General features: G+C 38.7%; 13 protein-coding genes. 9 read left to right on the forward strand and 4 right to left on the reverse strand.

What is annotated here, in order from left to right; translation table 11 throughout:
- Positions 1-3 precede the first annotated feature (3 nt).
- From dprA to AC27JP_RS07025, 3 genes are all read left to right on the forward strand, one after another.
- On the forward strand, positions 4-1,125 hold the full coding sequence (gene dprA / locus AC27JP_RS07015; RefSeq protein WP_487113364.1) for a DNA-processing protein DprA: 1,122 nt from the start codon (positions 4-6) through the stop codon (positions 1,123-1,125).
- 12 nt (positions 1,126-1,137) lie between these two features.
- A complete protein-coding gene (locus tag AC27JP_RS07020) occupies positions 1,138-1,611 on the forward strand; it encodes a DUF494 family protein (protein WP_487113366.1) in 474 nt (157 codons plus the stop codon).
- Positions 1,612-1,708: 97 nt separating this feature from the next.
- Positions 1,709-2,263: a DNA topoisomerase family protein gene (locus tag AC27JP_RS07025; protein WP_487113368.1), complete on the forward strand. Its 555-nt coding sequence runs from the start codon at positions 1,709-1,711 to the stop codon at positions 2,261-2,263.
- Positions 2,264-2,321: 58 nt separating this feature from the next.
- Here the strand turns inward: AC27JP_RS07025 and AC27JP_RS07030 are convergent, their stop codons facing one another.
- Both AC27JP_RS07030 and purE read right to left on the reverse strand, forming a co-directional pair.
- Positions 2,322-3,482 (reverse strand): 5-(carboxyamino)imidazole ribonucleotide synthase, encoded by a 1,161-nt coding sequence (locus AC27JP_RS07030; protein WP_487113370.1) that lies wholly within the window; start codon positions 3,480-3,482, stop codon positions 2,322-2,324.
- Positions 3,483-3,495: 13 nt separating this feature from the next.
- On the reverse strand, positions 3,496-3,978 hold the full coding sequence (gene purE, locus AC27JP_RS07035) for a 5-(carboxyamino)imidazole ribonucleotide mutase (RefSeq protein ID WP_487113503.1): 483 nt from the start codon (positions 3,976-3,978) through the stop codon (positions 3,496-3,498).
- A 271-nt stretch (positions 3,979-4,249) separates the two neighbouring features.
- On the opposite strand from purE, the gene AC27JP_RS07040 reads away from it, so the two are divergent.
- Positions 4,250-5,884, forward strand: a complete 1,635-nt coding sequence (locus AC27JP_RS07040; RefSeq protein WP_487113372.1) for an acyl-CoA synthetase — start codon at positions 4,250-4,252, stop codon at positions 5,882-5,884.
- A 61-nt stretch (positions 5,885-5,945) separates the two neighbouring features.
- Here the strand turns inward: AC27JP_RS07040 and AC27JP_RS07045 are convergent, their stop codons facing one another.
- Positions 5,946-7,898 (reverse strand): alpha/beta hydrolase family protein, encoded by a 1,953-nt coding sequence (locus AC27JP_RS07045; RefSeq protein ID WP_487113374.1) that lies wholly within the window; start codon positions 7,896-7,898, stop codon positions 5,946-5,948.
- Between the two features lie 264 nt (positions 7,899-8,162).
- On the opposite strand from AC27JP_RS07045, the gene tsaC reads away from it, so the two are divergent.
- From tsaC to AC27JP_RS07070, 5 genes are all read left to right on the forward strand, one after another.
- Complete coding sequence (gene tsaC, locus AC27JP_RS07050) at positions 8,163-8,708, forward strand: L-threonylcarbamoyladenylate synthase type 1 TsaC (protein WP_487113376.1); 546 nt, start codon at positions 8,163-8,165, stop codon at positions 8,706-8,708.
- Positions 8,705-9,613 (forward strand): oxygen-dependent coproporphyrinogen oxidase, encoded by a 909-nt coding sequence (gene hemF / locus AC27JP_RS07055; RefSeq protein ID WP_487113378.1) that lies wholly within the window; start codon positions 8,705-8,707, stop codon positions 9,611-9,613. Before tsaC ends, hemF begins: the two co-directional genes overlap by 4 nt.
- Positions 9,614-9,852: 239 nt before the next feature.
- Entirely contained in the window at positions 9,853-10,530 is a 678-nt protein-coding gene (locus AC27JP_RS07060; RefSeq protein ID WP_487113380.1) for an OmpW/AlkL family protein, read from the forward strand.
- A gap of 118 nt (positions 10,531-10,648) precedes the next feature.
- Positions 10,649-11,464, forward strand: a complete 816-nt coding sequence (gene aroE, locus AC27JP_RS07065; RefSeq protein WP_487113382.1) for a shikimate dehydrogenase — start codon at positions 10,649-10,651, stop codon at positions 11,462-11,464.
- Positions 11,465-11,493: 29 nt separating this feature from the next.
- Positions 11,494-11,727 (forward strand): hypothetical protein, encoded by a 234-nt coding sequence (locus AC27JP_RS07070; RefSeq protein ID WP_487113384.1) that lies wholly within the window; start codon positions 11,494-11,496, stop codon positions 11,725-11,727.
- 8 nt (positions 11,728-11,735) lie between these two features.
- Here AC27JP_RS07070 and AC27JP_RS07075 read toward each other — a convergent pair whose 3' ends face one another.
- Positions 11,736-12,281: a gamma carbonic anhydrase family protein gene (locus AC27JP_RS07075; RefSeq protein ID WP_487113386.1), complete on the reverse strand. Its 546-nt coding sequence runs from the start codon at positions 12,279-12,281 to the stop codon at positions 11,736-11,738.
- Between the last annotated feature and the right edge of the window lie 187 nt (positions 12,282-12,468).

The following is a 12,468-nucleotide window of genomic DNA, read 5'->3' on the forward strand; positions in this document are numbered from 1 at the left end:
CAAGTGGCCAAAAGTAATGTCGAAAGTGAATTAACCCCCGTCCATTATTGGCTAGCCGTGAAATTTATTCCACGGCTAGCCGCCCCTAAAAAGCTTGCACTAGTTGAAATGTTCGGCTTAGAAGCTTTGTTTGACGGGCATAGTGATTTATCACAATCAAGCTTAACTAGGCCTCAGCTGGCCGCAATACAAAACCCTAACTGGCAACGGATCAATAAAATCATTAGTGATAGCGCTCTTTGTCATAGTTCTATTATTCATTATGATGCTGCTGAATATCCCAAGTTACTGAAAGAAATTTATGATCCGCCGCTGATTTTTTTCGCTCGTGGCAATATAGAGTTATTATCTCAGCCGCAAATCGCCATTATTGGCAGTCGTAATGCCAGTGTTGCAGGGCGAGAAATAGCATCGAAGCTTGCAGGAGAGCTTAGCCAATATTTCGTTGTGACCAGTGGCCTGGCGCTGGGAATAGATGCTTATGCTCATCAAGGTGCGTTACAAGCAAACGGCTTTACCATAGCAGTGGTTGCAACCGGCTTAGATATTACTTATCCCGCAAGACATAAAAAATTACAAAAAGATATTCTACAAAACAACGGTCTTATTATTAGTGAGTTTTTACCGGGTGTTGTTCCTAAACCGGGGCACTTTCCAAAGCGTAACCGGCTTATTAGTGGTTTAAGTTTAGGAGTGTTGGTTGTTGAGGCATCCCTTAAAAGTGGCTCGTTGATTACTGCGCGATGTGCATTAGAGCAGGGACGAGAAGTATTTTCGATACCAAGCTCAATATATAATCAACAAGCTAAGGGTTGTCATTGGTTAATTAAGCAAGGGGCTAAACTTGTTGAAGAAATTGACGATATAGTGGAAGAGCTAGAAGACTTTTCTCTAGATGGTCTAAACTTATCTAGAAACAAAGAGAAAGATAACTCAACAGAAAAAAGTGAAAAACAGGACTTGTGTAACGATCCAATGTTAGCTAGTGTGGGATATGAAATCACCCCCGTGGATATGGTGGTTTCTCGGAGTAAACTGCCCATAGATGTAGTGCTAACCCGATTAACAGTGCTTGAGCTTAGAGGTCTGGTGTCTGCGGTGCCAGGAGGCTACCTTAAATTATAGAAGGGGCTAGTTATGTTTGATATCTTGATGTACCTTTTTGAAAATTATATTCATAGTGAAGCAGAGGTAATGGTAGACCATGACGTTCTCACTGATGAATTAACCCGTGCTGGATTTCACCAAGATGAAATTTATAAAGCATTAACTTGGTTAGAAAAACTTGCTGCCTTGCAAGACACAGAAACGTACCCTTATTTAACTCGTGTTGGTAGTCAATCAATTCGTATTTATACAGATGAGGAAAACCAAGTACTGGATGTTGAATGCCGTGGTTTTTTAATGTTCTTAGAGCAAGTTAATTTACTCGACTTTACCACGCGTGAAATGGTGATAGATCGCGTGATGGAAATTGATACTAAGTTCTTTTCTATTGATGATTTAAAGTGGGTGGTGCTTATGGTGCTATTTAATGTGCCCGGTAAAGAAAGTGCTTATTCTCAAATGGAAGACTTAATATTTGATGAACAAGAAGGGCCTTTGCATTAGTTTTACTGTGACTGGAAATAGTTGCTGAAAAATTACACTACATCATCTTTCCGAATATATGGCATAATATGCATCTAATTTTTTAGGTGCATTTACTATGTCAAACTCCGAAAAACCGTTATTTTCTCGTCATGAGCATGCCTTAGAAAAGGAATATGAAGTTTGCCCTGAATGTGGCGCAGAGTTAGCAATAAAGCGTGGTAAGTCAGGTGCCTTTTTTGGTTGTGTTAACTATCCTAATTGCCAATATACCCGACCCGTTGTTGAGCACGAACGTGTTGAAGATAAAGTTTTGGCGGGCAGTGAATGCCCAGAATGTGGCAAGGAGCTAGCGGTTAAGCAAGGGCGATATGGCATGTTTATTGGCTGTACTAATTACCCAGAATGCCACCATATTGAACATGAAGAAGTAAAAGCAAATCATGATATAACTTGTCCTAGTTGCCAGAAAGGGCAGCTCATAGAAAGACAAAGCCGTTTTGGTAAAAGCTTTTATGCCTGTAATGCCTATCCAAAATGTAAATATGCGGTCAATCATCCTCCAGTTGCAGGCAAGTGCCAAAAATGTAATTTTGGTTTATTGTTGAAGCGAAATATGGCTGCTGGCGAAAAACTCCAATGTGCGCAAAAAAAATGTGGCCATTTTCAATGATAAAAAAAGCGAGTATCTAACTCGCTTTTTTGTTTATTAACCAATAAAAACTTTACGGTTATGTGCTAACTTTTGCTAAATATTTCGCAGTAAAGTCTGCTAAATCTGGAAATGCTTGCGCATTTAATAGCTCAGCCAATTGGCTTAAACGTTGAGCCAGCTCCAATTCGGTATCACCACTAACATTTATATGGCCCATTTTTCTACCGGCACGTGTTTCTTTGTTATACCAATGAAAACGTAAACTTGGAATTGCCAATGCCTCTAAAGGAACTGTGTCTTCACCTAAAATGTTTACCATAGCGGTAGGGCGAATCAATTGTGTACTACCCAGTGGTAAGCCACAAATTGCCCGTAAGTGATTCTCAAACTGGCAAGTGTCTGCGCCTTGTTGTGTCCAATGACCTGAATTATGAACGCGCGGTGCGATTTCATTGACCAGTAATTGCTCACCAACTTGGAAAAATTCAATGGCAAGTATGCCAACATAATTCAACTCTTCAGCTAGTTTTGTAAATGCTTCACTTGCTTGTTTTTGCAAAGCTTCATTAATTGGTGCGGCAACAGAAACAGTTAATACACCATTGGTATGATGATTTTCAGTTAGTGGGTAAACCGCAATCTCTCCTTGAGTATTACGAGCACCAACAAGTGATACTTCTCTATCGAACTGCACCATTTGCTCGGCAACAATGCCTTGTGGCACAGAAGAAGTTGCCGCAGCAATAAATGCCGACATTTCTTGCCAAATTTCGTCTGCTTGCTCGGCAGACTTCATACGCCATTGACCTTTTCCGTCATAACCTTCAAGTGCGCTTTTGAAAATAATGGGTAAGTTTAGCTTGGTTAAGGCGTGATCAAAATCGGCCTTAGATTCAATGATGACATGTTTAGCATTAGTGACATTAGTTGATTCAAGCAGTGCTTTTTCTAACCGACGGTCACCGCCAATTTTAATTGCTTGGCTGCTTGGTAATAATTTACCTGAAGCTTGGCATTGAGCAAGCGTATCATGTGCAACATGTTCAAACTCTGCGGTAATAACGTCAGCATTAGCAATGCCTTGGGTTAAATCACCATAGGTATGTTCTGGAGTAATCGGGTGAACAACCTTATTTGTGCGTACATCAAATGCCTTAACATCTAAATTTAACGGTGAACCTGCTAAATCCATCATGCGTGCGAGTTGACCTGCACCTAATACCAATACTTTCTTCATGAAATATTTACACCTACTCTGCTGGGTTAGGGTTATTTAAAATATTTTCCGTTTGTTCTGCTCTAAATTTCTCAATGTTAGCCATAATTGACTGATCGTGTGTTGCCAAAATTTGCGCTGCTAGTAAGCCAGCGTTGGCGGCACCAGCAGTACCAATAGCTAATGTTCCCACGGCAATACCTTTTGGCATTTGTACAATGGAAAGTAGCGAGTCTTGACCACTCAATGCTTTTGATTGAACGGGTACACCTAATACAGGTAATGGTGTGAATGCAGCTGTCATGCCCGGTAAATGTGCAGCACCGCCAGCACCAGCAATAATCACCTTGATGCCACGATCTTTTGCACCTTCAGCATATTCTGCTAATAAGTGAGGCGTTCTGTGGGCTGAAACAACTTTTGTTTCATAAGCAACATTAAGTAAATCTAACATATCGGTAGCATGCTTCATTGTTGGCCAATCTGATTTTGACCCCATGATAATACCCACTTTCATCATTTTTCACCTTAATAATTAGTTACTAAATCAGAGGCTTTTTACCTCAAAAAATAAGCCGCGCATTATACCTAGGTTTGCTTCAATACGGAAATATTCTCTGAACAAGTTGTTTGAAAATTCATCGAATCAGTCTGTTTATACTTTAGTCGATCCTAGACTAAAGACGCATAGGTTAAAAATTTAAAATATGTACACTGACAATATGCATAAAGGGGAGGCAATTCTATAATTATATAAGCCAGCAACCCCATTGTTACAATGAGGAAAGATGATGAACAATAATTATGATCAAGGCTTAGACAAAGTCGCCGCTAATAGCCAGCCACTTACACCGATAAATTTCTTAAATCGCACTGCCGATGTTTATCCTAACAAAACCGCTATTATTCATGGTAAGCAAAAGTTCACTTATGATGAATATCGTAAAAATGTTCGTCGTTTAGCGTCAGGTCTTATTAATCAGGGGGTAAAACCCGGACAAACAGTAAGCATAATGGCAGCGAATATTCCCGCATTTCTCGATGCTCATTATGGTGTGCCGCTAACCGGTGCCGTACTCAATGCCATCAACATTCGCCTTGATGCTGAGAACATTGCCTTTATTTTAGATCACGGTGAATGTGATGTGCTGCTAACTGACACGGCATTTTCAGGTGTTATTAAGCAAGCATTGGCATTATCTAAGCGAAAGCCTTTGGTGATTGATATTGATGATGTTGAAGGCCCAGGTGGTGAACGTTTAGGAATTATTGAATATCAAGAACTGCTAAACCAAGGTAATGAAAACTTTGAAGGCTCTTTAGTTCATGACGAATGGCAGGCGTTAGCACTTAACTATACGTCTGGCACTACCGGTAACCCAAAAGGTGTGGTGTATTCGCATCGTGGTGCTTATCTTAATGCCATTGGCCATAACTTCATTTGGCCGACGGATAATAAAACGGTTTATTTATGGACACTACCTTTGTTTCATTGCAATGGTTGGTGCTTCCCTTGGACAATTGTTGCGGTGGGCGGTACGCAAGTTTGTTTAAGGCAAGTGGAAGTAGGGGCTATTGTTAATTCCATGATTGAAAACAAGGTCAGCCATTTTTGTGGTGCGCCAATTGTGCTTAATATGATCCTTAATGCTGATCAAGAGTTACTAAATCAACTACCTAAAAATATCAAAGCGATGACCGCTGGTGCGCCACCACCAGCCGCCGTCATTAAGGGCATTGAAAGTCTAGGTATTGAAATAACGCAAAGCTATGGTTTAACCGAAGTTTATGGACCTTGCGTGGTGAGTGAATGGAAAGATGAATGGAATGATAAAAGTGATGATGAAAGGGCTGCGTTAAAAGCACGCCAAGGTGTCCGTTATCCGACACAAGAAGAAGTTGATGTGCTTAACCCTGACACTATGGAGCCGGTGCGAGCCGATGGCGAAACTATTGGTGAAATCATGTTTCGCGGTAATACCACCATGAAGGGCTATTTGAAAAATGAGAAAGCCACCTATGAAGCCTTTGCACATGGTTGGTTCCATTCTGGTGATTTAGCGGTGAAACACCCAGACGGTTATATCGAAATACGTGATCGCTCAAAAGATATCATTATTTCCGGTGGTGAAAATATTTCATCAGTGGAAGTGGAAGGGGTGTTGTATAAACATCCTGCTATTTTAGAAGCTGCCGTAGTGGCAAAAAAAGATGAAAAATGGGGCGAAACCCCTTGTGCTTTTGTTGGCTTAAAACGCGGTCAAACCTTAACTGAGCAAGATATTATTCAGCATTGTCGAGAACATATGGCTGGCTTTAAAGTCCCTAAAACCATTGTCTTTAGTGAGTTACCGAAAACATCGACAGGTAAAGTGCAAAAGTTTGTACTGCGCCAAAAGATTAAGGAATTATTTGAAGATTAGATAGAATTACCACCTTAGAATAAAAAGGCTAACAAGTGTTAGCCTTTTTATATTTCACACATTACGTTTTTGTTGGTTGTTTTAGATGTTGATCTAAAAAGCTTAATACCTTTCTCATATATGCTTTTTGATTTTCAGGTTTATAGAAACCATGGCCTTCTTTATCAACAACATACCATTGGTAAGGTTTGTTAGCTTTGTCTAAGGCCGTTTGTAATCGCTCAACATGTTCCATTGGCGCAATTTTATCATTTTCGCCATGAGCTAATAACAATGGAATTTTTATTTTATCGGCATAATAAACCGGAGATGATTTTCTTAACTGTTCTGTATCAGTTCCTAACACGTCTTTCCAGAAACTTGCTACAGCACGACTATTATTTTCCTCATGAATTAGCGCTAAGTCATATACCCCTGCGTTTGCAATCGCGCAATTATAGGTGCTAGGGTAAATCGCTGCACTCTGAATAGCTGAATATGCGCCAAAACTTGTACCCATAATACAAGCATTGTTCGGGCTAGCTTTACCTTGTTTTACCAGCCATTGGTATGAATCATAAATATCTTGTTGTATTAAGGTTCCCCACGCTTTATGCCCAGATATCTCGAAGTTTCGTCCATATCCACCTGATCCACGGTAGTTAACTTGCAATACAGAATAACCATTGAGAGCTAAGTATTGCTTTTGAGATGAATAACCCCAGTAATCTCGAACACCGTGAGGACCACCATGCACTAAAATTACTACTGGTGCTGGAGCTCCTTTCTTAAAGCTTTTTGCGGGAGTAAAATAACCATTAATTTTGGTTCCATCCTTTGCTGACAGCTGAATGGGCTCAGTCTTCATTAGGTCGTTAGTATTAGTTTTTGACTTGAACCTAAATAGTAACGAAATGGTTTTATTTTTATTATCAAAAAGGTATAGGCTTCCAGGATCAACATCTGAAGAAACATACACGATATAAAATAGTCCGTCATCTGTCCTACTGGTTATATTTATTGAACTGTAAGGAAATGTACTAAGTAAGCTTTTAAATATTGCGGCTTCTTCCACGCTCTTATTTAGTATTAAGTAGGCAGGGTAGCCATCATCGATACGTAATGCAAAAGCGGAGCGTTTATCCGTTGTTAATTCGATGTCGGTAATGTCGACACTCTTATCGGTATAAACTTTTTTATATGAATAGTCTTCTAAATTTAATTTGAAAAGGCCTGTTATATCTTGATTTTTATTATCTAGAGTATATAAATATTTTCCAGATTTATTAATTGAAACTAGCTTTACCGAATTCCCCATTATATTTTCGGTGACTTCTTGCCATTGCCTTTCTTTTCTCAAATAAACTTTATTTTTATTATCTCGACTTTTCCCCATAACAGCTTTGATAGAACCATTTGTATCCGTTAAAAATGTTGCAAAAGGGACTGGCGATTTAAGTACCTTCTTTTTAATAATACCTGTGTATACGTTAAGTAACAGTGCCGAGGCCAGTCTTTCTCCTGTTGTACTCATGGGGGTTGAGCTAATTAAAATATGCTTTTCATCTTCCGGTAAGATATCGATAATATCTCCCCAACCAAAAGTTGACTTCTGCTTTTTAATTGCACTACCTGTTTGCATTTCACCTGATTGATAGCCATAGATAAGCTTTCTTTTAGTACCATCAAGGTTAACTGCAAATAATTCACCGTAAAATTGTGGCACTTCAAGCCAAGGTTCCCGCTTAACTATTCGTGATACAACCCTTTCATTATTTACCCAACTATAATCACCTACTTCGTAGTTCCCACCCATATTAAGTGAGCCTACGGCTTTCATTGTTATGCGGTCAAAGAATAATAAAACGGATTTATTTTCATGAAGAGCCTGAACAGCTAAGTGTTTTCCATCCGGAGATATTTTGGCATTCTGGTATTGAGAGTAATCAAAAAGAGTGTCCCAGTTGTTTGCTTTTATGGGAAAATTAAAAAATAGTAAGGTAAAAAATAGTAATAGGCTTTGTAGTATCTTCATTATATTTTATTCCGTTAATTTAAGTTAGTTATTAGATATTGTTGAAAGGCCTATAATGGGGGACTCAGCAAAAATGTGTCCAATAACTATTCCATGGTTTTATATTGTTAACAATACCTTAGATAGTAATTAAAAGTAACTTTAAAGTCCTTTTTGTAAATATACAAGATAGGTTGTTCTTTAGTGGAAATTAAAATGCAGTAAAGTTAAAAAAACGTATAATCACCGATAAGTTACTTTTACTAATCGACGAAATAAAACCCAATGACAACAGCGTTAGAAACATTCCAGCAAGGTGGCATTATCGCTTACCCGACCGAAGCCGTGTTTGGTTTAGGATGTGACCCTGATAATAGTGAAGCGATAGAAAAGCTTCTCGCTCTAAAGAATCGTCCTGCAGACAAAGGCTTAATTTTGCTGGCGGGAAATTACTCGCAATTATTACCTTATATTGACGATAGTAAAATTCCGCAAGAAAAGCGCATTGAGGTTTTATCTCGTTGGCCTGATGGCATAACTCAAGTAGTGGCAAAAGCGCCACAGTTATCACCTCTATTATCAGGAAAATTTGATTCCATTGCTGTGCGTATAACCAGCCAGCCTGATGTGGTTGCTTTATGTAAAGCCACTAACAAGCCTATTGTTTCTACTAGTGCCAACTTAAGTGGTCACGAGCCTGCTAAAACCTGGCAGAGCATACCTAGCGAATTGTCTGATAAAATCGACTTTATTATTAAAGGTAAAACCTTAGGCTTTGAACAGCCTTCTACTATTATTGATGCATTATCAGGGGAAGTAATTCGCTCATGAGTACTATAGATATTAATGTTGTTATTGAATTTTTAAAATCATTGCAAGATCAAATTTGTTCAGCCCTAGAAGCTGCAGATGGAAGTGGCAAGTTTGTTGAAGATAATTGGCAGCGCGCCGAAGGTGGTGGCGGCAGAACACGTGTATTAACAAACGGCAATGTAATAGAGCAAGGTGGGGTTAATTTTTCTGTTGTTTCTGGTGATAAGTTACCGCCATCGGCGACTGCACATCGACCGGAACTGGCAGGCCGAAAATGGCAGGCATGTGGTGTGTCGTTAGTTATTCACCCTAAAAATCCCTTTATTCCAACTTCGCATGCCAATGTTCGCTTTTTTATTGCGGAAAAAGAAGGCGAAGCACCCGTATGGTGGTTTGGTGGTGGTTTCGATTTAACACCATTTTACCCGTTTAAAGAAGACGTTGTGCATTGGCATCAAACGGCAAAAGATATTTGCCAACCATTTGGTGATGATATTTATCCAGCGCACAAAGCGTGGTGTGATGAGTATTTCTATTTAAAGCATAGAAATGAAACGCGCGGTGTTGGTGGTTTGTTTTTTGATGATCTTAATAAATGGGAGTTTGGTAAATGCTTCAAATATATGCAGGCTGTAGGAGAAGGCTTTATTGATGCTTATGTTCCGTTAATTGAGAAACGTAAAGACACACCATTTACTGATGAGCATCGTCAATTTCAGTTATATCGTCGCGGTCGTTACGTTGAATTTAATTTAGTCTTTGATCGTGGTACCTTGTTTGGCTTGCAGTCAGGCGGAAGAACCGAATCAATATTAATGTCGATGCCGCCTTTGGCACGTTGGGAATATAATTTTCAAGCTGAAGTAGGTAGTGACGAAGAAAAGCTACAGAACTACCTACTACCACAAGATTGGTTATCATAAATCTAGCAAAATCCTAATAACGCACACTGCAGTATGTTTTTGAAAATTTAAATATATGCTTTTTGTGCGTTTAATCACAAAATAGAAGCTTTTAACTTCGCCATTAATATAAAACCACAATTATTTTACGGTTTCTTACAAACCTTGCGCTAGATCAATTACTCTACTATTTAGCAGGCGTAAAATTACCCCATTGAACAAATCTAATATTTTTTATATTTAACAAAAGGTAATGCCTCATGAAAACATCAGTAATTAATGGATTAATTCTTTCCGCTCTTACATTATCTCCACTTGCTTTAGCTAACCAGGCTGGCGACTTTATTGTTCGAGGCGGTGCAACGAATATTACTCCGGATAGTGATAAATCTAACATTATGTTAGCGGGTGCTGACTCAACAATGACATTAACCGTTGATGACAACACGCAGTTAGGTTTGAACTTTGTATACTTCTACGATAGCAACTGGGCCGTAGAGCTTTTAGCTGCAACGCCATTTACTCATGACGTTACAATTCAAGATAAAAACGCCGTGTTAGGTGTTGACGGCGCAAACTTAGGTGAAGTTTCACACTTACCACCAACACTAAGTGCATTATATTACTTTGATACCAACTCAGCATTTAAGCCTTATGTTGGCGTTGGTATTAACTATACAGTTTTCTTTGATGAGGAATTTGCTGCTGCGCCGAAAAGTTTAGGTTTAAGCAACTTAGAACTAGATGGCTCATTTGGCTTATCTGCACAAATTGGTGCTGATTATCATTTAGATGAAAAGTGGTCATTAAATGCTTCTATTCGCTATATCGATATTGACTCTGATGCCACGTTTGATGTTGCCGGAAATAATATTGGTAAAGCAGAAGTGAATGTTGACCCTATGGTTTACTCTTTAATGCTAGGTTATAAATTTTAATTAAATTATTAACCAGATATAATTGATATAAAAAAGCAGTAATTCAATTACTGCTTTTTGGTTTTCATCTTCCAACAACTAGGTTAGTCTACTATTAAACATTCTAGCCAGTAACCTCATGGATCAATTTCGCGTTTTTGGTAACCCCATTTCCCAATCAAAATCTCCCTTTATTCACCAACAGTTTGCTTTGCAAACAAAACAATTAATGAATTACCAAAGTGAGTTGGTTGAATTAGATAAATTTGCTTTAGCGGTACAAGAGTTAATCGCTAATAACGGTAAAGGTGCCAATGTTACTGCGCCGTTTAAAGAGCAAGCATTTGCTTTGTGTGATGAGCTGAGTGGGAGAGCTGAATTAGCCGGAGCAGTTAATACGTTAATTTTTACTAACGGCAAAGTTTATGGCGATACCACAGATGGTTTAGGTTTAGTGAATGATCTGCTTAGACATCAAGTGAAATTGCAAAACAGCAACATATTATTACTCGGCGCTGGTGGTGCTGCTAAAGGTGTAGTGCAAGCAATTCTAGAGCAATCTCCACAATCTTTAACCATTGCGAATAGAACATTGAGTAAAGCTCAAGCTATTGCCAATCAATATTCGAAAGCTAGCGTAAGTGCTATAACGTTTGAAGACACTGAACAGCTTGCCTTTGATGTTATTATCAATGCAACTTCGGCTGGGCTTTCTGGTGCAAGCTTACCAATTGCTGATCAAACAATAGCAAGTGCTCATACCTGTTATGATATGGTTTATGGCAAAGAACTAACAGCTTTTCTAAAGCAGGCAAAATATTTAGCTGTTGAACATGTTATTGATGGTTTAGGCATGTTGGTAGGGCAGGCGGCAGAAAGCTTTAATTTGTGGCGGGGTGTTTTACCAGATGTTGAGCCAGTGTTAGGCGCTTTGCGAGCTGATTTAAACCAGTAGATTTTAGTCGGTATAAGAGGTGAATAAAAATGAACCAAGCAATTCTGTTTAATGATGATTTACACTTTGATAAGCACCACGATGCTTGGTCTTTCACTGGGCAACTCTCAGGGCAGAAAATTACAATATACTTTCATTCGATGCAATTAAAGCAATTGGCATCGATAGATAATTGCCTAAAGTATGACTTGGAGGAAGTAACCGAACTCTGGCTCGAAAAAAATGAACCAGAGGGGAATGAAATACATATCAACATGCGGTAGCTTATTAACTAACTATTTTCTGCTAAATACTCTTCTTTCAATTCAACATAATTTATTGCCGATTGCTTAAGAAACTTAGCTTCACTTTCTTTTAGCTCTCTTGCTTGTTTTACCGGATTGCCAACATATAAATAGCCACTTTTTAGAACCTTGTTAGGTGGCACTAAACTACCCGCGCCAATAAATACGTCGTCTTCAACAATTGCGCCATCCATAATAATAGCGCCCATGCCAACCAAAATTCTGTTTCCTAGTGAGCAGCCATGTAACATGCATTTATGGCCAACGGTAACATCATCACCAATAACTAATGGGTTGCCCTCAGGGTTATTACTACTTTTTCTTGTGACATGTAGCACAGTGCCGTCTTGCACATTGGTTCGTTTGCCAATAGTGATTTTATTTACATCACCTCGAGCAGCCACTAGAGGCCAAATACTGGTATCATCCCCAAGAGTTATGTCGCCAACTAAAACGGCTGTTTGATCAACATAAACATTACTGCCTAATATAGGAGTAATATTGCGATAGCTTCGAAAGTTATTTTTTTGCATAAATAGGCGTTGTTAGTTGTTCATAGGCTAATATTAGCAAAAAACAAATATTAAAGAGTTAATTTCAACGAACTAATCATAATAAAAAGCATTAGTAACATTAAACATCAATATAGAAAGTGAGAATGATACGGCACTAAAATCACCCACTTTGATGATAATAAAGCCAATACTTACGCGGTTTGTA

Source organism: Colwellia sp. SU-HH01172, assembly GCF_057553355.1.